The organism is Variovorax paradoxus, assembly GCF_000834655.1.
GTDB classification, from domain to species: Bacteria; Pseudomonadota; Gammaproteobacteria; order Burkholderiales; family Burkholderiaceae_C; genus Variovorax; species Variovorax paradoxus_F.
In genome coordinates this window covers 164158-182035 of the sequence record NZ_JXQQ01000010.1, presented here as the reverse complement: position 1 = coordinate 182035, position 17878 = coordinate 164158, and the positions used below count along the sequence as shown (strand labels likewise).

The 17878-nt window shown below is 64.6% G+C and carries 18 protein-coding genes; 4 read left to right on the top strand and 14 right to left on the bottom strand.

Annotated features, from left to right (window positions below):
* Window positions 1-5 precede the first annotated feature (5 nt).
* Entirely contained in the window at window positions 6-650 is a 645-nt protein-coding gene (locus RT97_RS32030) for an EthD domain-containing protein (protein WP_172672161.1), read from the top strand.
* A 338-nt stretch (window positions 651-988) separates the two neighbouring features.
* On the opposite strand, the gene RT97_RS33710 is transcribed toward RT97_RS32030, so the two are convergent.
* The 3 genes from RT97_RS33710 to RT97_RS05525 are packed head-to-tail and all read right to left on the bottom strand — an operon-like array spanning window position 989 to window position 2476.
* Window positions 989-1639, bottom strand: coding sequence for a HipA domain-containing protein (locus RT97_RS33710; protein ID WP_253278158.1), 651 nt, complete (start codon window positions 1637-1639; stop codon window positions 989-991).
* Between the two features lie 20 nt (window positions 1640-1659).
* The gene (locus tag RT97_RS33705) at window positions 1660-2214 is read right to left on the bottom strand and encodes a HipA N-terminal domain-containing protein (RefSeq protein WP_253278140.1); all 555 of its coding nucleotides are present in this window, start codon (window positions 2212-2214) and stop codon (window positions 1660-1662) included.
* Window positions 2204-2476: a helix-turn-helix domain-containing protein gene (locus tag RT97_RS05525; protein ID WP_253278139.1), complete on the bottom strand. Its 273-nt coding sequence runs from the start codon at window positions 2474-2476 to the stop codon at window positions 2204-2206. The genes RT97_RS33705 and RT97_RS05525 overlap by 11 nt, the downstream gene beginning before the upstream one ends.
* Window positions 2477-2762: 286 nt before the next feature.
* On the opposite strand from RT97_RS05525, the gene RT97_RS05520 reads away from it, so the two are divergent.
* Window positions 2763-3305 (top strand): hypothetical protein, encoded by a 543-nt coding sequence (locus RT97_RS05520; RefSeq protein WP_155403738.1) that lies wholly within the window; start codon window positions 2763-2765, stop codon window positions 3303-3305.
* Window positions 3306-3472: 167 nt separating this feature from the next.
* Here the strand turns inward: RT97_RS05520 and RT97_RS05515 are convergent, their stop codons facing one another.
* The 11 genes from RT97_RS05515 to RT97_RS05465 form a co-directional block, all read right to left on the bottom strand.
* Window positions 3473-4435: a Bug family tripartite tricarboxylate transporter substrate binding protein gene (locus tag RT97_RS05515; protein WP_052810563.1), complete on the bottom strand. Its 963-nt coding sequence runs from the start codon at window positions 4433-4435 to the stop codon at window positions 3473-3475.
* A 65-nt stretch (window positions 4436-4500) separates the two neighbouring features.
* Entirely contained in the window at window positions 4501-5979 is a 1479-nt protein-coding gene (locus RT97_RS05510) for an aldehyde dehydrogenase family protein (protein WP_042577757.1), read from the bottom strand.
* A gap of 47 nt (window positions 5980-6026) precedes the next feature.
* Complete coding sequence (locus tag RT97_RS32025; protein WP_080898181.1) at window positions 6027-7235, bottom strand: iron-containing alcohol dehydrogenase family protein; 1209 nt, start codon at window positions 7233-7235, stop codon at window positions 6027-6029.
* 2 nt (window positions 7236-7237) lie between these two features.
* Window positions 7238-8770 carry an AMP-binding protein gene (locus RT97_RS05500; protein WP_052810561.1) on the bottom strand — a complete coding sequence of 511 codons (1533 nt, stop codon included), beginning with the start codon at window positions 8768-8770 and terminating at the stop codon, window positions 7238-7240.
* Entirely contained in the window at window positions 8767-9780 is a 1014-nt protein-coding gene (locus RT97_RS05495) for an NAD(P)H-dependent flavin oxidoreductase (RefSeq protein WP_042577756.1), read from the bottom strand. The genes RT97_RS05500 and RT97_RS05495 overlap by 4 nt, the downstream gene beginning before the upstream one ends.
* A gap of 5 nt (window positions 9781-9785) precedes the next feature.
* On the bottom strand, window positions 9786-10598 hold the full coding sequence (locus RT97_RS05490; RefSeq protein ID WP_042577755.1) for an SDR family NAD(P)-dependent oxidoreductase: 813 nt from the start codon (window positions 10596-10598) through the stop codon (window positions 9786-9788).
* Window positions 10599-10662: 64 nt separating this feature from the next.
* Window positions 10663-11454 carry an enoyl-CoA hydratase/isomerase family protein gene (locus RT97_RS05485; protein ID WP_042577754.1) on the bottom strand — a complete coding sequence of 264 codons (792 nt, stop codon included), beginning with the start codon at window positions 11452-11454 and terminating at the stop codon, window positions 10663-10665.
* A 20-nt stretch (window positions 11455-11474) separates the two neighbouring features.
* The gene (locus RT97_RS05480; protein ID WP_042577753.1) at window positions 11475-12629 is read right to left on the bottom strand and encodes a thiolase family protein; all 1155 of its coding nucleotides are present in this window, start codon (window positions 12627-12629) and stop codon (window positions 11475-11477) included.
* On the bottom strand, window positions 12626-12994 hold the full coding sequence (locus RT97_RS33030; RefSeq protein ID WP_155403737.1) for a zinc ribbon domain-containing protein: 369 nt from the start codon (window positions 12992-12994) through the stop codon (window positions 12626-12628). The genes RT97_RS05480 and RT97_RS33030 overlap by 4 nt, the downstream gene beginning before the upstream one ends.
* On the bottom strand, window positions 12991-13860 hold the full coding sequence (locus tag RT97_RS05470; RefSeq protein ID WP_253278138.1) for a Bug family tripartite tricarboxylate transporter substrate binding protein: 870 nt from the start codon (window positions 13858-13860) through the stop codon (window positions 12991-12993). Before RT97_RS05470 ends, RT97_RS33030 begins: the two co-directional genes overlap by 4 nt.
* Before the next feature lie 220 nt (window positions 13861-14080).
* Complete coding sequence (locus tag RT97_RS05465) at window positions 14081-14782, bottom strand: TetR/AcrR family transcriptional regulator (RefSeq protein ID WP_080898180.1); 702 nt, start codon at window positions 14780-14782, stop codon at window positions 14081-14083.
* Between the two features lie 840 nt (window positions 14783-15622).
* On the opposite strand from RT97_RS05465, the gene RT97_RS05455 reads away from it, so the two are divergent.
* On the top strand, window positions 15623-15913 hold the full coding sequence (locus tag RT97_RS05455) for a response regulator (protein WP_042577750.1): 291 nt from the start codon (window positions 15623-15625) through the stop codon (window positions 15911-15913).
* Window positions 15914-16230: 317 nt separating this feature from the next.
* A complete protein-coding gene (locus RT97_RS05450; protein ID WP_253278157.1) occupies window positions 16231-17835 on the top strand; it encodes a hypothetical protein in 1605 nt (534 codons plus the stop codon).
* Window positions 17836-17878: the final 43 nt, after the last annotated feature.

Genomic DNA, 17878 nt, shown 5'->3' with positions numbered 1-17878 from the left:
TTCTTATGACGAAACGCATGACCCTCCTATCCCGAAAGGAAGGCCTGTCGACGGCTGATTTCAGGAACTATTGGGCGGGTCCCCACGCCGCTCTGGCGCTCGGCATGGAGGGCATCTCGAAGTACACACACAACCGCGTCGACAAGATCCTTTGGAACTCCCATGAAGAGCCCGCCTTTTCCATCGATGGCATTGTGGAGCTCTGTTTTCGCGATGAAGATGCCATGCGCGAGGCGCAGGCTTCTAGCATCGGCCGCCGCCACATTCCTGCCGATGAGCTCAACTTCCTGAAGGGTTGGACGCTCTGCATAGTGAACACCGAGGGCGATGAGACCCGCGACCACAGGTGTCCCGTCAAAGTGATCGTCCCGTTCCTGTTGGGCTCTTCATCCAGCCAAGAATTCGGCCATGCGCTCTCGGACCACGCGCGGGAGGCCGGCCTGCGACTGTCAATGAACTGGACGGTGTCTACGGCTCGGCGCGAGCGATTGTGGTCCGAACCGTCGCCTCCCGATGGATTCGCTGTCATATGGTTTGATGGCGTCGCGGCAGCACACGATGCCTTTGATGAAGGAGCGATCTGTAGCCTGCTTGCTTTCTCCAGTTCACGCGCCACCGCTTATCTTGTCGATGAACTTTTGGTTCGCTGAGCTGGGCCGGCGACTTCGAGAGGGGCATCAGTCAGCGGTCATTGAGACCGATCTACGAACCCGGACTCCGACTCGGTAGGCGTGAAGTCCTGTCAGTGCCGACGCAAAATTGACCAGTTGGAGGCGGGGATAAAAATTTGGACTGGCTTATGCCACAAGTCCAAGCTCACCCGGTATTCGATAGAGCTGAGCCAGGCAAGAAAGATCTTGATCCGCCTCTCGTTGCACGAGCGGATGTCCGAGAGTCTTCTCCCGGTCGGACAGGAGCTGCAGGTCAGCCGAAGTTGTCGTCTCGGACTTAAATGCGCTGTCTCAGACTCTGATGCACTGATCTCGGATCAAGGGCGAGGAACATCTGCGTAGGTCATGCCGTCGCTCCACAGGTCTGCCATCTTCCTCAGCAAATCCTTCGGAATCCGTTCATCGCTGGACACTTCTGCCAACGTCCTGCGCATCCCGGCTGCTATCCGCGTGAGAGCCTGCCCGGGCTTGGCAACTCCACAGACCCTGCTGCCGAAGAGCAGCAGCTCTTCGGTAGTCGGGTAGGCCCTGGTTTGACGCTTGCCCGCAAAGAGCTTGAGCGCGAGCGTGCGATCTTCGAGCTCGGGCCCTCCTTCATAGCGCGCACAACGGTAAACCGCAGTGGTCACCACATCGAACATCGGCGCCAAGCGGCAGTCTGCTGTCGAGGTGTAGAGAAGGCCGTAGTTCTTCAGGTGGCCATGGCCGTTTCGCACCATGATGCTGAACGCGACCTGTTCGAAGAAGCGCTCGAGGTTCTCGCTGGGCAACTGCAGGTAGCGCATCAACTCGGCGATGCGCTGATAGCTCCCTTGGTATTTTCGATCTGACTGAATGTTTCGCACTCGCAGGTTCATCAAGGCCGCGATGTCCTCGAAACCCATTCGAGACCCGTCCGACGAGATGTCAAACCGATCGACCAGAAGCAATTGCCCATCATCCGAGAGGTCGAAGGTGGGCGTCTGAATGCCGGCGTGACGCGCGGCTGTCAGGCACAGGAACTCGTTGCCGACAGACCCGGATAGGACGGCGAGGCAGCTTTCACAATGATCGTAGGCACCGGCACTGTGATCCGATCCGACACCATGATCTTCGGCTGCATACCGGCAATGCCCGCGCCTGCGCTGAGGTACGCCCGCACCAGTTCGTCGAACACTTCGGGCGCATAGCGGATCCCGAGCAAGGTCTTGCGATCGATGACTTGAGGGGCCGCGGCTCGCGCCGCTCCGGGTAGCCGAAAGCCTAAGCGCCCGATGCCGTTGGACCCGATCACCGCAAGCAGCTGCATCTGGGTAAGCTGCTGCTTGGGAAACATTGCCCGCAGGCGGAGGTATAGATCGCCCTCGGGCAGGCTTTGATCCATGACCGCAAACAGATCTCCATCCTGGTACGTAGGCCGCGTCGGCGGCATCAACAGCGCCAAGGTTGGCTGGTCCAGATTGCTGTCGATATAGCGGAACTCGTACACAGAATGCTTGAGCAGCTGCCCGGCTCGCTCTCCGGCGATCTCGACATCGAGTTGCTTGACCTTCTCAGGAAGCATCGTCGTCGACCTTGCCAAAGCGGGCTGTGACTTCCTCAAGCGTAGGCATGCCCAAGCGCTCAAGCCGGATCGTCAGGTCCATTGCGCTCAAGATGTCGAAAAGCGAGGCGAGGGTGATGTCCTCACCGCGTTCGAGTCGGTAGAGGACATTGCGCGCACGGCCCGAGCGCGAAGCGATGTCTGTCGCCTTCAACCGGCGGTCTTTCCTCTCGCGTTGGATCGCTTGGCCCAATTCGACCGGAAGGCGGATTTTGTCCTTCATGCGCCACATTTTGGGAGCTTTGGCTGGATTTTGTCCATTAACAAGGACATCTATCCTGCCGAGCAAAGACCGATTCGCTACATTCACCTCCAGAAAACTGCAGGCATCCACTGCGGAGGCATTGCACCGACACGATTGCCTTTACGTGCCATCGCCGTGGCGGGGTCCACGCGCCGAGATTCCGAGGAAATGGTTGCACCACATCGAAAGCAGCCACCGCATGTTTGGCTTCGCATCTCCAACGCGTCGGGCGTTGTTGCTCTTCAGGCTAGCGATTGATTAAGCGTTGGTCGAAGCGTCTGCCGGATCGCACACTCTTGCTAAACATGACCGCGAGATCACTTACGATTTCACCCAGATCTGTCATCTCGCACGGCAGCCAACAACCGTGCTGGGAGTTCACGAAGCCGAAGCCATGATCCATTACACAACCCTCCAATTTGGTCTCCCTTCGAGTGATACCGCTGACGTCGGTCAGGTCGCCAACGGCGAAGCGGCCATCGCGCTCATCCGATCAGTTGACTGGCGGCATGTCATGGGCGCATGGCACGAAACCCAAGAAGGGCCGTTGCCAGCCGTCGTTTTCCAGGCCCCCGCTGCCAAGGCCGAGTTGCGCGTGAGTCACGTGCCGATGGATGCCACTCCGTACGATCAGGTGCACTTCACGCAGACTGAAAAGGCTGGATGGTTCCGCTCACGGAAAATCACCATCACAGCCGAGGTACATACGCACGCACTGCTCGCACAATGCTTTGCCGACTTTGAAGCCGAGCGCTGGGAGTCACTCGCGCAACGCTTGCGCGACCACGGGGTGAATGTGCTTGACTGAGGTCATCCCCAGAAGGGACGAACGCAGTGCGCATGAGCTTGCACGATCCCATGCGGCTGCACCGCCTCGGTGTTTGAGAGAAGGGGCGCCTGCCCCGGTCATGAACGATGCCCGAAAGCCTCCGCTGCTGGCTTGTCCGCGCATCGCGGCACTCGTGCCGTCGCCGATCAGTCCAGACGCAGGCCTGCTTTGACGACGGTGCGCTCGACGCGCTCACGCTCCTTGGTCAGATGGGTCGCAAACGCGGCCGGACCGGCGGGCGCAACAACGCTCCCGCGCTTCTCGAGCATCTGCACGTAAGCAGGTTCGCGCACCGCCTGCTCGACCGCACGCACCAAGGTGCGTTGCACGCTCTCGGGCATCCCAGGCGGGCCGACCACGCCCAGCCAGGACGAAACCTCCAGACCCGGGTACATGCTCGACAAAAGGGGTGCCTCGGGAAATTGCGGCAGCTTGCGGCCGCTTGCCACGGCCAGCACCTTGAGCTGACCGGCCTGGATCTGCGGCGCCACGGCCCCAACACTATCGATCATGAAGTCGACGCGACCGGCCACCAAATCGCCGGTCGCCTGCGCGCCGCCGCGATAGGGCACATGCACGGCCTTCACGCCCGCCATGACCTGCAGCATCTCGCCGGCGATGTGCATCGTCGTACCCAATCCCGGCGAGGCAAAGCTGAGGCCACCTTCATTGCCCTTGCCCCAGGCCACCATCTCGGCAACGCTCTTGAACTTGGAATTGGCAGGCACCACAAGCACGAACGGGCTCTCGTTGGCCAGGCTCACGAGCGAGAACTGGGTCTTGGGGTCGAACCCGGGTGACTTCTGCGTGAGCGGATTGACCACGAGCTGACCCGGGGAGGCCAGCATGATGGTGTACCCGTCGGGCTGCGCGCGGGCGAGTTCCGAGGTTGCGATGTTGCCGCCCGCACCCGCACGGTTCTCTACGACCACGGGCTGACCCAGTGATCGGCTCATGTTTTCGGCGACCTGGCGGGCGGTGATGTCTGTGATGCCGCCGGCCGCGAAGCCCACAAGCATCTTGACAGGCCGTTCCGGAAAAGGTGCGGCCCAGGCGGGCATCAGGCTCGCAGCGAGCGCGAGGAGTAAAGCAGTGATGTGCTTCTTCATGGTCTTGTCTCCTTGGTTTTCTATTCGAGCGGAATACCCCGCCCGGTCTTGCGATGCGAACTTCGTCAGCGCACGGAGAACCGCACGTTCTTTACCTGCGTGTTCTCCAGGATCGCGTCCAACCCGCGCTCCTTGCCCAACCCTGATTCCTTGAAACCGCCGAACGGCGCATCGGCGGAGGCCTTGATGGGGTCGTTGATCGCGAGGTTGCCGATCTGCAGCGCCTTGCACATGCGCATCGCTCGTCCCGTGTCGCGCGTGTAGACAACGCCAGCCAGGCCGTAGCGACTGTCGTTGGCGATGCGGACCGCGTCTTCCTCGTCGCGAAACGGAATCAAGACTTGTACTGGCCCGAAGATCTCTTCCTGCGACACGCGCATCTGGCTGTGCCCATGCAGAAACAACGTGGGCGCGGCGAAACTGCCCTCCTGCAGCTCGGGGCGTGCCGTGAGGTCCTGCATCGTCTCGGGTCGCGCCTGCTCCTCGCGGCCGATCTCGATGTAGCGCTGCACGCGTTCCTGCTGCGCGCGATTGACCAGCGGGCCCATCTGCGTCTGCGGATCGTCGGGGAGTCCGATGCGGATACGGGCGTAGGCGTCGCGAAGTTTTTCGGTGAACGCTTCCGCGACGCGCTCATGCACGAGCAGGCGGGTACAGGCCACGCAGATCTGGCCGGTGTTGCGGCTCACATCCTGCAGCGCCACCGCGGCGGCGGCGTCCAGATCGGCGTCGTCGAAGACGATCAGCGGCGACTTGCCACCAAGCTCGAGTGTCACGCGCTTGATCCGCTCGGCGGCGCTGCGGTAGATGGCTTTGCCAGTTGCGGTACCGCCGGTGAAGGAGATTTTCTCCACCAGCGGATGGTCCACGAGCGCCTGGCCAACGGTGGCACCCGGCCCATGCACGATGTTGATCACACCCGGCGGAAAGCCTGCCTCGAGGATGGCGGCCCCCAGTTCAACCGACGACAGCGGGGTGATCTCTGACGCTTTGATGACGGCCGTGTTGCCCGCCGCCAGCACCGGCATCAGCTTGCTGATGGTGAGCGTCAGCGGGTAGTTCCAGGGCAGGATGAGGCCCACTACGCCGAACGGCTCGCGCAGGGTGAAGTTGACGATGTGTGTGTCGGCGACGTTGAGCGTCTGCCCGCCGATGCCCTGCGAGACGCCCGCGATGTACTCGATGCCTTCGAGCATGGTCTTCAACGAGCCGCGCGTGAGGGAGATGGGGCGCCCCACGTTCCATGCTTCGAGCCAAGCCATTTGCTCGCTGCGTTTTTCCAGCGCGTCGGCGAGCTTGCGCAGCAGGCGGCTGCGCTGGCGTGCCGAGGTATGGCGCCAGTGCGTGTCGAAGGCATGCTGGGCGGCGCGCACAGCTGCGTCGACGTCTTGCGCATCGGCCTCTGCCACCTGCGCGAGGGGCCGGCCGGTGGAGGGATTGCCGACCTCGAATTGCAAGCCGGCGGCGCCTTGGCGTTCTTCGCCGTTGATCAGCAGCGGATAGACGCCGGTGCGTAAAACGGCAGGGGAGGAAGCGGTCTGCATGGTGCGAAGAGAAGTTTGGGAAACCAGAGAAATAAAAGTCGATGGCCTCAGCCAGGCTGCATGGCGCGGTAGAGGCCGGCGATCTCGTCGCGCGTGGGCTGTCGTGCGTTCAGCCGCAGTGAGGGGTTGTGCTCGGCAGCGTCAATAACGGGGCCGAGCGCGTCGATCTGTACGCCAAGTTCGGCCAGCGTGTGGGGCAGCGCGGCTTGCTCGCGCAGACGATCGATGGACTCAACCAGCGCATGAGCCAGGACTTCGTCGCAGTCGCCAGCGTTGCCAAGGCTGCATGCGCGCGCGGCCCGGGCATACCGCGCGACGGCTGCGGGCAGCGTAAAGCGCATGAGCGGTATGCACGTCACGGCCAGCACATGGGCGTGCGGCACATCGACCAGCCCTTCCAGCGGCGTGCAGAGGCCATGGATGCCGTCCACGCCGCGCAGGCTCATCGCAACCCCAGCAAGGTAGCTGGCAAGCAGCATGTCGCTGCGCGCATTCAGCGACGTCGGATCAGCGAGCACTGCGGGCAGGGCCTGCATGCCCAGCGCCAGCGCCTGGAGCGCCAGTGCCTCACCGACCGGATTGGTGGCGCGGTTGGTCGCCGCACCCAGCGCGTGCATCACCGTATCGAAGCCGGTATTGGCCGTGACAGATGCGGGCAAGCTGAGCGTGAGCCGAGGGTCCAGCGCCAGCCATTGCGGGCGACTGTTGCGGCTGCGCAGCACGTGCTTGCGGCCGTGGTGGTCCTTCACAAGCGCGGCAGTGGTGCTTTCGCTGCCTGTGCCTGCCGTGGTCGGCAAGGCGGCAAAGGGCGGCGCGGCGCGCTGCAATACGCGGTCTCCCTCACGCAGAACGTCTTCGATGGGAACGTCGGCGCACAGTCCGGCGACAAGCACCTTGCCGACGTCGATGACGCTTCCGCCCCCGATGGCGATGAGGCCGTCGCAGTGTTGCGCGTCCCAGGTGGCGCGCGCCTGGGTGACGTTGTCCAAAGTGGGGTTGGCGGCGACGCCGTCGAACAGGATGGGCCTGCATCCGACCACTTCCAACGTTTCGAGCAGAGGTGCCACGATGCCAACACGGACGAGCCCGGCGTCGCTGAGCACGAGCGGCCTGGCCACGCGCCGCGCCGAAGCCCACTCAGGCAGTTGCCGCGCACACCCATCGCCAAAGACGGCATGACCCGGCCACGTGAAGTCGAAGCGATCGGGTTCGGTGCCGAAGAATGCGCCTGGCGATGGGGGGTGGGGTGTCGCCATGATCAGATGCGGCGGCCCGCGCGATCCCAGTGGGGCGCACGCAGTTGGTTCTTGAACACCTTGCCCATGCTTTCGCGCGGCAGCGCATCGTGGAACTCCACGTGACGAGGTACCTTGTAGCCCGCGAGACGCTGGCGCACCCACTCGCGGACCTGGGTCTCGGTGATGCCGCTGCCCGGCGCGCGCACAACGGCCGCGGCCACGGCTTCGCCATACTCCGCATCGGGAATGCCGAACACCGCGCAGTCGGAGATTTCCGGGTGGGTGACCAGCGCGTGCTCGATCTCGGCCGGATAGATATTCACACCGCCCGAGATCACCATGTCCCGCTTGCGGTCGGTGACATAGAGGTAGCCCTCGGCGTCCAGGTAGCCGATGTCGCCGTTGGTCACGTGGCCGTCGCGTTCGATGGCCCGGCGCGCTTTTTCGTTGTTGCGGTACGTGAAGGGGAGGGCGTTGTCTCCGGGGTCGACATAAATCTCACCGACCTCGCCGGCGTTCAGCACGCGCCCTTCGGCGTCCAGGATTCGAACAGACGTACCCGGGAAAGGCCGCCCCGCCGTACCGGGGTGATCGAGCCACTCCTTGGCATTCACGAAGGTGACAAGCCCGGTTTCAGTCGACCCGTATGTCTCATTGACGATCGGCCCCCACCATGCGATGACAGCGCGTCGCACCTCGGGAGCGCAAGGCGAGCCTCCGTGAGTGATGTTCTCCAACGAAGTGACGTCGTAGCGCGCGCGCACCTCTTCAGGCAGCTTGAGCAGCCGCACGAGCATCACCGGGACCAGCGACAGGTGCGTGATGCGGTGTTCCTCGATTGTCTTGAGCAGCTGTTCGGCGTCGAATCGCGGCAGCACGACCACACGTTCGGCCATGTCGAGCGCTACGCGCGCAGCCGCATTGGGGCCGGCGTGATAAAGCGGTCCGACAACCGCTGTGCGCATGCCCTCGCGGGCCTGGCTGGCGAGCGCGCGCACGCGCATTGAGCCCGCGTGTTGCTGCGGTGTGCCGGGCAGACGCATCACGGCCTTGGGTCGTCCGGTCGTCCCCGAGGTGTAGAGCATGCTGCCCACCGAGGGCACCGGCGCACTCGTGCAGGGCGCGAATCCATCGCGCCAGCTGGCCCAGTCGTGCGCGCCCGCCGGCAGGGCTGTAGTTTCGAGGCCATATGCGTCGAGCACATCCTGTGGGGTGGGGACAACGAGCACCGGCAGCCCTTCCGGCACAGCGGCGGCCAGGCGCGGCCACAGATCTGCATGGACCACGAGTGCACGCGCGCCGCTGTCCTTGAAGACATAGGCGGCCTCTTCAGCCTGGAAATGCCAGTTCACGGCGACCAGATGCACGCCGAGGCGGCCCAACGCAAGCATGAGTTCCAGATAGGGCAGATCGTTGCGCAGCATCACAGCCACGGCGTCGCCGGGCTGCAGGCCCAGCGCTTGGAAGCCGCTGGCGGCGCGGTCCGCCTGGGCCTGGAGATTGATGCCTTCCAGGCTGCGGCGGCCGCAATGGAGTGAGAGATTCGGGTTCATGAAAGCGGAGTGGGGGAGATGGGATGGGTTGCGGGGCAGGTCAGGGCGGAGAGATGCGCGGCGCAGGTGGCGGCGTCGTGCATGAGCCGCTCAAGCACGGCTGCAACGGGTTCTATGCGGTCGGCAAACGCGACGGCTGGGCCCATGGAAAGCAGACCGGAGTTCCAGTCGCCTGTGGCGTAGGCGCCCTCGCGGCCCAGGCGGCCCGTCGAGAGCGCGCCGAAATGCGGATAACTGCAGGCGCCTTCGGACTCCATCGCGCGCGTGCGGCGCGCCGTGTCGTTGTCGAGCACGCGCCATGGGTGGCCCGTGCTGCGCAGCGCCAGCGTCGAGGTCTCGGCAGGCTGCGCAACAAGATGATTCTTGTAGTTCTCGTGCGCCCAGATCTCTTCGCACACGAGAAAGCGCGTGCCCATCACCACGGCATCGGCACCCAGCGCCAGCGCCGCAGCAATCTGCCGGCCGCTGCCGATGCCGCCGCCCAGCGCCATCGGCACGCGGAGTTGTGCCAGCGCGAGCGCGGCCAGCACGAAGGTGGGCAACTCGTTGGTGCCCGGATGCCCGCCCGCCTCGCAGCCCACCAGCGCCACGGCATCGGCGCCGGCGTCCTGAGCCTTCAGCGCGTGCGCAACAAAGGCGCACTTGTGAATCACGCGCCCGCCGCCGGCGTGGATGCGCTCGAACAGTTCGCGCGGCGAAGGTCCCACGGTCTCGAAGGCCATCGCGCCTTCCTCCAGGCCGACGTCGATCCACACAGGTACCAGCCGATTTTCTTCGGGCCGCCGCGACTGCGTGATGTTGACGCCAAATGGACGGCCCTCGCTGGCCGCACGGCAGTCGCGCAGTGCGGCGCGAAAACTGTCCAGGCTGTCGAACGAGCGCGGCGTGAGAAAGCCCAGCGCGCCAGCGCGCGCAAGTGCGGCCACATAGCGCGCATCGGACAGCCACATGAGTCCGCCACCCATCACGGGCAGCCGCATGCCGAAAAGATCAGTGAGGCGGGTGCGCATTGGCTTCACTGCATCACGAAGCCGCCGCTGATGCCGATGCTCTGCCCGGTGATGTAGGCGGCGCGATCGGAAGCCAGCAGGCAGACCATGCCCGAGATGTCTTCCGGGCGGGCAAGGCGACGCAGGCCGCGCGAGATGGGGTATGCATTGAGCATCTTGCCCAGGCGCTCGTTGTTCTCGGGCGTGGACTCGGGGCTCAGCGCGCCTTCGCGAATGCCCTCGTGCGATACCGCACCCAGGGCGATTACGTTCACATTGATGCAATCGCCGCCGTGCTCGCGAGCGATCGCCTTGGCGAAGCCCAGCATCGCGGCTTTGGCGCCCGAGTACACGGCGAGCCGCGCCTCGCCGGTGCGCCCGGCCTCGGACATGATGTTGACGATCTTGCCGTGCCGGCGCGCTTTCATGCCCGGCAGCACGGCCTTGCAGCAATACATCATCGCGAACACATTCAGATCGACGATGCGCTGCCAGCCGTCGGCCGTGGTGTCGAGAAAGAGCGGCGCGGCGCCGCCTTTTTCGCGGCGCTCGACCAACACGCCGGCGTTGTTCACCAGAATGTCGACCGGCCCCAGCGCCGCCTCGGTGGCGGCCACCGCCGCATTCACCTCGGCCTGCTGCGTGATGTCGGCGACCGCGGCGAAGGCTCGCCCGCCCTCAGCCTGGATCTCACCTGCCACGGCGCTCGCGCGCTCCTCGAAGATGTCGTTGACGGCCACCGCAACGCCTTCGGCGGCGAGGTCCAGGCATATGCGGCGGCCCACGCCTTGGCCGCCGCCGGTCACGAAGGCCACGCGGCCATTGAGGTTCAGATCCATGCTGTCGATTTCCTTGAGATGCTGTCGTAGAGGAGATAGATGTGAGGAGGCAGGGCGGAGGCGCTCACTGGCCCCGGAAGACGGGTTTGCGCTTCTCTACAAACGCGCGCATGCCCTCGCGGCGGTCTTCGCTGGACACGACCAACGCGGCCGCGTATCGCTCGTACTCCAGGCCTGCATCGATGCCCACCTGCAGGCCCGTGTCCACCGCGTGCTTGATGTGGCGCACCGCAAGCGGCGCGTTGGCCGCCATGCGCGCGGCCATGGCCATGGCTGTGGGCATGAGCGCTTCGGGCTCCACGACGTGGTTGACCAGCCCGATGGCCAGCGCGCGCTCGGTGTCGATGTGGTCGCCGGTGAACATCAGTTCCTTGGCGATGCCGGGGCCAACGAGGCGCGGCAGGCGCTGCGTGCCGCCCGCGGCGGGCAAGGCGCCGATGCGTGCCTCGGGCAGCGCCAGCTTTATGCCGCGTGCGGCGATGCGTACGTCGCAGCACAGTGCGATCTCCAGGCCGCCACCCATCGCCACGCCATTGATGGCGGCGATGACCGGCTTCTCGAATTGCTCGATGGCGCGGAAAAGCTCGTGCGTGGCCTTCTGCTGGAGGTGGTACTGGGCTTGCGGCATCGCGCTGTGTGCGCGCTCCTTGATGTCGGCGCCGGCACAGAAGGCGCGGTCGCCTGCACCAGTTACAACGACGCAACGCACCGCCTCGTCATGGCGAGCGCGCTCCAGAAAGGCGTCGCGCAGTTCGGCCTTCATGGCGCCGCCGATCGCATTCATGCGCTCGGGGCGGTTCAGGCGAATCACGGCCACCGCATCGGTGACCTCGTAGAGAAGGGTGTCGTAGTTCATCTGGGTGCTTCTTGCCTGCATCAGGCACGTGCGAGTACGTGAGCGACGGCCACCGAGCCAAGCCCGATCATGTGGGCCAGTGCGAGACGGGCGCCGGGGTGTTGGCGGCCGTCGGCTTCGCCGCGCAGCTGCCGCGCGATCTCGGCCACCTGGCCGATACCGGTGGGGCCGAGCGGATGGCCCATACCGATGAGTCCGCCCGAGGGATTGATCGCGCAGCGCCCGCCAATGTCGGCGTCGCCGCGCGCTACGTAGAGCGCCCCTTCGCCCGCGTCGCACACGCCCACTGCTTCGGTGTAGAGCAGCTCCTCGATGGTGAATGCGTCGTGAAGTTCGACGATGTCCAGTTCCTTCGCACCGATGCCGGCCTGCGCGAGTGCGGCGGCGGACGAGGTGCGCACCAGTTCGACAAGGGCCGGCGCGTCATTGGCCGGCAGCGCTTCGCTGCTGGCGACGGAGGACAGCACGCGCACCGCGCGTTCACGCGGCACGCCCAGCCGGCGCAATGCGTCCTCGGAGACCACGATCACCGCCGCTGCGCCTTCGCCTCTTGGGCAGCACTGCATGGCCGTGAGGTCACCCGCGACAAGCGCCGACGCCAGCACCTGCGCCATCGTGCGCGGCTTGCGAAACTGCGCGTACGGATTGCGCGCGGCGTTGCCATGGTTCTTGACCGCCACGCGGGCCATGTCCTCGATCGTCAGGCCGTAGTCGCGCATGCAGCGCCGCGCCAGCAGCGCGAATTTCACCAGGGGAACGTTCGCTGTGGGGCTGAGCGGCGTCAATCCGTCCTTGAGTACCGCGCGTCGCCCGTCGCCGAACTTGTCCACGCCCATGGCGAGCACCACGTCATGTTCGCCACTGGCCACTTGAAGGCAAGCAATGCGAAAAGCTGTCGAGCCGGACGCCGATGCGTTCTCCACCTGCAGCACTTCCAGGCCCGTCGAGCCGAGGTGGCGCAGCATCACGCGGCCGGCCGCCATGCCGAGTGCGGCGGTGCCTACGACAGCTGAGCGCACTTGCGGCCAATGCATGCCGGCATCGGCCAAGGCTTCTCGCACGGCATGCAGACCGAGTTGGACATAAGGCGTCTCGGACGGAAAGCCGTAGGGGTGCAGGCCGATGCCCACGACGTACACGGCACGTTCGCCCAGTAGGGAAGATGCGCGCGTCATGCGTTCACCTCGCGAGCGAGTGGGCGAAACACCCAGTTGCCAGGCACGTCGGCGGCAGCTGTCTGCCAGACAGGTGCGAGTGCCATGCCGAGCGCGAGCACGGTTTCGTCGGGCACGTCGATGCGGGCTTCTTCCACAAGGCCCGGGGCGAGTTCCACTTCGCCGATCACGGCGGGGACTTCCAGGCCGGGCGCCAGCGGCGAGTAGACGGTGGCGAAGTTCAGCAGGCGCATGGGAACAGCACATGCTTCGGGGCGCAACTGCGCCTTCGCCGCGCCGCAGTGGCGACAACCGGGCACCTCTGCCGGAAAGCTGGTGCCGCCGCACGCGTTGCAGCGCGCAAGTTCAAGGGTGGGGGTGCTCATTCGATCTTCATTCCAGTCTGTTGCACGAGCAAGCGCGCTTCTTGACGTTCTTGGTCCATCGCGCGGGCGAAGGCCTCGGGCGTGCTGCCCAGCACGTAGGTGCCGAGTTCTTCCAGACGACTCTTGACAGCGGGCTGCTTGAGCGCATGGCTGAAGGCCTCGTGCAGACGCTTCACCACGGGCTGCGGGGTACCGGCGGGAGCAACGATGCCCAGCCATGTCGTCACCTTGAAGTTGGGCACGCCGGCCTCGGCCACCGTGGGCACGTCAGGTAGATCGGCCACGCGGCGATCTCCCGTGACCGCGAGCGGCCGCAAGCGGCCGTCGCGGATGAATGGCATCGTGGTCGAACGGCTGTCGGGCATGAAGTCCAACTGGCCGCCGAGCAAGTCGGTAATCGCCGGTCCGCTTCCCTTGTAGGGCACATGCACCAGCGAGGCGCCGGTGCGCATCTGGAGCGTCGCGCCGGCCAGGTGCATCGAACTGCCGTTGCCGGCCGATCCATACGAAAGACCGCCCGCCTTGGACTTGGCGCGGCTCACAAGGTCGGCCACCGAGTTCAGCGGTGACTTGGCCGGCACCACGATCACCATCGGACTTTCCGTGATCTGTGTGACGGGCGCAAAGGCCTTGGCCGGATCGACCGGTACCTGCTTGTAGAGAAAGGGGTTGAAAACCAGCGGCCCAGGATTGCCCAAGAGCAACGTGTAGCCATCGGGCTCCGCGCGGGCCACCACCTCGTTGGCAATATTGCCGTTGGCGCCGGGGCGGTTGTCGATCACGATGGGTTGGCCCAGGCGCTTCTGCAGTTCAGGCTGAAGCAGTCGCGCGACGATGTCCGAGGCGCCGCCGGGCGCGAACCCCACGACAAGGTGAATCGGCTTGGTCGGAAAGTCGTTTGCTTGAGCACAGAGTGCGGTGAAACTCAACGGCACGGAGCACAGGAGCGGGCGGAGCCACTTGGTGCGCATGATGAGGACGTCTCCAAAGTAAAAACTAGAAATCGATCGGGCAGAGCTCCGCCTGCTCGCCGGCCGGGAGGGGGGCGAGAGGGCAGGGGGTGGCGGCGGAGGGTGCGGGCGGGGTTCAGCCCGTTGTCGGCTTGAGCCAGCGGGCGCGCAGGCCGTCTTTGAACGTTTCGATCGCAGAGGCGATGTCACTGGTCTGCGGATTCAGCATGGCCTGCATGCGCAAGCCGCGTGCGGTTGCGATGAGGAGTTGGGCTTCACGCGCGGGATCAACGTCGACGCGGATCTGGCCCGCGTTCTGACCGTTCTCGATCTGGCGCGCAAGCGCGCGGTGCCAACGCGCGCTGATGGCCGCAAATGTCGAGCGGATATGGGGCGCAGGGCCGAGCGACTCCTGCATCAGCATGAAGAAGGCGCGTGAACTGTCGCGCGGGGTGTCCATCCCCTCGAGGTAGCAATCGATCTCGCAGAAAAGCGCATTGATACCGGACAGGCCGCGCATGCGCTCCAGCAGGCGCTCTCGATGGTCAGCGGCGATCTTTTTGATCAACTCGTCGAGCAGCCGGTCCTTGTTGCCGAAGCGATGCTGCACGAGCCCTCGGCTGTAACCTGCCTCGACACCGATCGCTTCGAGCGTCGTTTGGGTGTAGCCATTCTTTGCGATCAAGTGAGTGGCCGCCTCGAGCATGCGGCGGTCCGACTCCGCAACGCGCTCGGCCTGCGTTCGCCGGGACTTGGGGGCGGTGGTGGTCGCGCTGTCGTTGGCCGACCGCGGAGGGGCCTCGCCGTCAAGAGGCACCAAGGGGCGTGTCTGTGTCATGCGGTCAATGCTATTTACTTGCGAGCATGATTGCAAGTATGTTTTGACCTAGGGATTTCCCGTCCTTAGACTGTCACTCGACTATTCGTATGCAGCCTTCGGCTGCTCCTTGCCCATTAACGTAGGGGCCAGCGCATTAGAGTCTGACGCAACGGCCGGCTGCCGGCCGGTTTCGGCCATGACCAGTCATTGACAATGCTCACCCGAAAAGATGGCCAAGTTCTATCTAGGCGCAAAGCTAGACGCAGTTCTCCACCTCATTGAGGGTGCGGTTGCACTCGGCCTCATTTCCGGGGCCGCCTTGGCCGCCATCGTTGGGCAACTGATCCTGGGAGGCGTACTTGCCATGTTGGCAATCGGGATGTTCTTGCGTTTCAAACGCGGCCGCCTGCGCGAGTAAATGTGCTGCTGCAATCGGCCACAACCGGTCCGTCGCTTCCCTCCCTCAACTGTTTCGAACCTGTGTATGTGGCCCTTCAAGAAAATCGCGACGGCCTCGCCGAAAGCGGTCATCCCAACCCGGGAAATGATTGCGGAGGCCAAGGCCAACCCGGGTGGCTGGGTCTACCAAATCGCGGGAAGCTTCGGCCCGAACGATCGAATCCCTCCGGAGTTCATTAAGGGCGCCTTCAAGGTCGATGAAGATGGCAACATCACGGGTGATTTCCAAGCGAACCCGAGGTCGGGGTGGACCCTGAACCTTGGCTTGCACAGCCGGATCCGGCCAGGACCAGACCTTCGTGGTCGGGGCAGAATGTGCTTAAAAGCAGCCGTTCCCGGGCCACGAGATGAAATTTCGCATCGAACACATCTTTCACCAGCAGCGCCCAGTGTCGCTCTTTGCGCGACAACTCGAACCGGGTGAGTTCGCTGTCTCAAGCGGAAACCGAGGGACGACCGTTCGAACTGCTGCTTTGCGACTACCGCTTGGCGAGCGGTGGCAGCGGACTCGACGCGGGCCTGCGCCTGCGTTGGCGCAACGGCGTGCGTTTGCCGCTGCTGATGGTCACCGGCGAGACCGCGCCGGAGCGGCTTCAGAGGGTGAGGGAGTCGGGCGTGCCTGTGCTTTTCAAGCCGGTCGACGCAGACCGGCTGCTGCACGCCATGGACAGCGCGTTGAAGGGCGCCTGACTCAGGTGTCGGGATTCGTGGCCAAGCGTGTCGTCGATCCCTTCTTCACGGACCCGACCGGACAAGGCAGCGGGCTTCGCCTGCCAGTAGGCGACGGATTCGTGCAGCAGTCCGGTGAGCCGTTGAGCGTCGATGGCGAGCGCGCTCACGGCACGACGCCCTCGAAGTGCGTATCGGGCATTCGCAAAAGTCACGTCAGAGGTGCTTGCCCTGGGTGCCGTCCGATGACCCTCCCGCCGCCAAGTGGGGCTGCGATGGCTCAAGCGTCGGTTTGGCGACTGAGTTCTGCGCGTCCCAGAGGTGTAATGCGCAGGATGGTGCCCATCGAAAACGCCTCGATGCCCGACCGCACGGTCATCGAATGGGACAAGGACGACCTCGACGCGCTCGGCCTGCTCAAGGTGGATTGCCTGGCGCTCGGCATGCTCACAGCAATCCGCAAGGCCCTGGACTTCATCGGGCTGCGCAAGGGCTGTGTTTTCGGCATGCAGGACATTCCGGCAGAGGACGGCGACACCTACGACATGATTTGCAAGGCCGACACCGTCGGTGTCTTCCAGATCGAAAGCCGCGCGCAGATGAGCATGCTGCCGCGGTTAAAGCCGCGCTGCTTCTACGACCTGGTCATCGAGGTGGCCATCGTGCGGCCCGGGCCGATCCAGGGCGGGATGGTGCATCCGTACCTCGCGCGGCGGCAGGGCAGGGAGCCCGTGGTGTATCCGAGCGAGGCATTGAAGGAAGCGCTGGGCCGCACGCTGGGCGTGCCTGTGTTCCAGAAGCAGGTGATGCAGATCTCCATCCTCGCGGCCGGCTTCACTCCCGGGGAAGCCGACGGGCTTCGGCGTTCGATGGCGGCCTGGAAGCGCAAGGGCGGGCTGGAGCACTACTACTCGAAGATCGTGGACGGCATGACGTCGCGAGGCTACGAGGAGAGCTTCGCGAAGGCGATCTTCGAGCAGATCAAGGGGTTCAGCGAGTACGGCTTCCCGGAAAGCCACGCCGCTTCGTTCGCGCTGCTGGTCTACGCGAGCTGCTGGATCAAGTGCCATCACCCTGCGGAGTTCCTGGCGGCCATGCTCAATTCGCAGCCGCTGGGTTTTTACTCGCCGTCTCAGCTGGTGCAGGACGCGCGCCGGCATGCCGTCGAGGTTCGGCCCGTCGATGTGATGTACAGCGACGTGGACTGCACCTTGGAAGACCTGCATCACGAACCTGCGGTGCGACTCGGGTTGCGCATGATCGCCGGGCTCAAGGCGTCGTCAGCCGATCGCATCGTCGCGGCGCGCAGTCAGCAGGTCTTCGACAGCGCCGAAGACCTGGCGCTGCGTGCGCGGCTCGAGTTGCACGAGTTGAAGCTGTTGGCCGCCGCCGATGCACTGATGAGCCTGTCGGGTCACCGGCGCCAGCAGGTCTGGGAGGCGGCGGGGCTGCATGCTGCGCCGGGCCTACTGCGCGAGGCACCGGTTGACGAGGACTTCCTCGCGCTGGACGAAGCGCCGGAGGGCGAGGAGATCGTGTTCGACTATGCGTCCACCGGGCTGACCTTGCGCCGGCATCCGCTGGCTTTGCTGCGAGAACGCCTGACGCTGCGCGGTCTGATGACCGCACAGGACCTGGAAGGGATCGAGGATGGCGAGCACGTGAGCCACTGCGGCATCGTCACCCTGCGTCAGCAACCAGAGACGGCGAAGGGCACGATCTTTCTGTCGTTGGAAGACGAGACGGGTGTCGTCCAGGTCATCGTTTGGAAGAGCCTGCGGGAAGTGCAGCGCCAGGAGCTGCTCGGTGCGCGGCTCATGGTCGTGCACGGCAGGTGGCAACGCGAAGGACTGGTGAAGAACCTGATCGCGGTGCGGCTGGAAGACCTGACGCTGTTGCTCGGTCGGTTGGGCGCGGCCACCATGAGTCGGGATTTTCGTTGAGTGGCCTTGAACAGAGGACCACGCGCCGAGGAGGTGCGCGAGG

Bases quoted from the DNA above. Each gene is read 5' to 3' on its own strand.
- RT97_RS05510 (WP_042577757.1), bottom strand. From the start codon at position 5,979: ATGCAGACCGCTTCCTCCCCTGCCGTTTTACGCACCGGCGTCTATCCG.
- RT97_RS33030 (WP_155403737.1), bottom strand. From the start codon at position 12,994: ATGAGCACCCCCACCCTTGAACTTGCGCGCTGCAACGCGTGCGGCGGC.
- RT97_RS05490 (WP_042577755.1), bottom strand. From the start codon at position 10,598: ATGGATCTGAACCTCAATGGCCGCGTGGCCTTCGTGACCGGCGGCGGC.
- RT97_RS05485 (WP_042577754.1), bottom strand. From the start codon at position 11,454: ATGAACTACGACACCCTTCTCTACGAGGTCACCGATGCGGTGGCCGTG.
- RT97_RS33705 (WP_253278140.1), bottom strand. From the start codon at position 2,214: ATGCTTCCTGAGAAGGTCAAGCAACTCGATGTCGAGATCGCCGGAGAG.
- RT97_RS32030 (WP_172672161.1), top strand. From the start codon at position 6: ATGACGAAACGCATGACCCTCCTATCCCGAAAGGAAGGCCTGTCGACG.
- RT97_RS05465 (WP_080898180.1), bottom strand. From the start codon at position 14,782: ATGACACAGACACGCCCCTTGGTGCCTCTTGACGGCGAGGCCCCTCCG.
- RT97_RS05495 (WP_042577756.1), bottom strand. From the start codon at position 9,780: ATGCGCACCCGCCTCACTGATCTTTTCGGCATGCGGCTGCCCGTGATG.
- RT97_RS05515 (WP_052810563.1), bottom strand. From the start codon at position 4,435: ATGAAGAAGCACATCACTGCTTTACTCCTCGCGCTCGCTGCGAGCCTG.
- RT97_RS32025 (WP_080898181.1), bottom strand. From the start codon at position 7,235: ATGGCGACACCCCACCCCCCATCGCCAGGCGCATTCTTCGGCACCGAA.
- RT97_RS05480 (WP_042577753.1), bottom strand. From the start codon at position 12,629: ATGACGCGCGCATCTTCCCTACTGGGCGAACGTGCCGTGTACGTCGTG.
- RT97_RS05525 (WP_253278139.1), bottom strand. From the start codon at position 2,476: ATGAAGGACAAAATCCGCCTTCCGGTCGAATTGGGCCAAGCGATCCAA.
- RT97_RS05500 (WP_052810561.1), bottom strand. From the start codon at position 8,770: ATGAACCCGAATCTCTCACTCCATTGCGGCCGCCGCAGCCTGGAAGGC.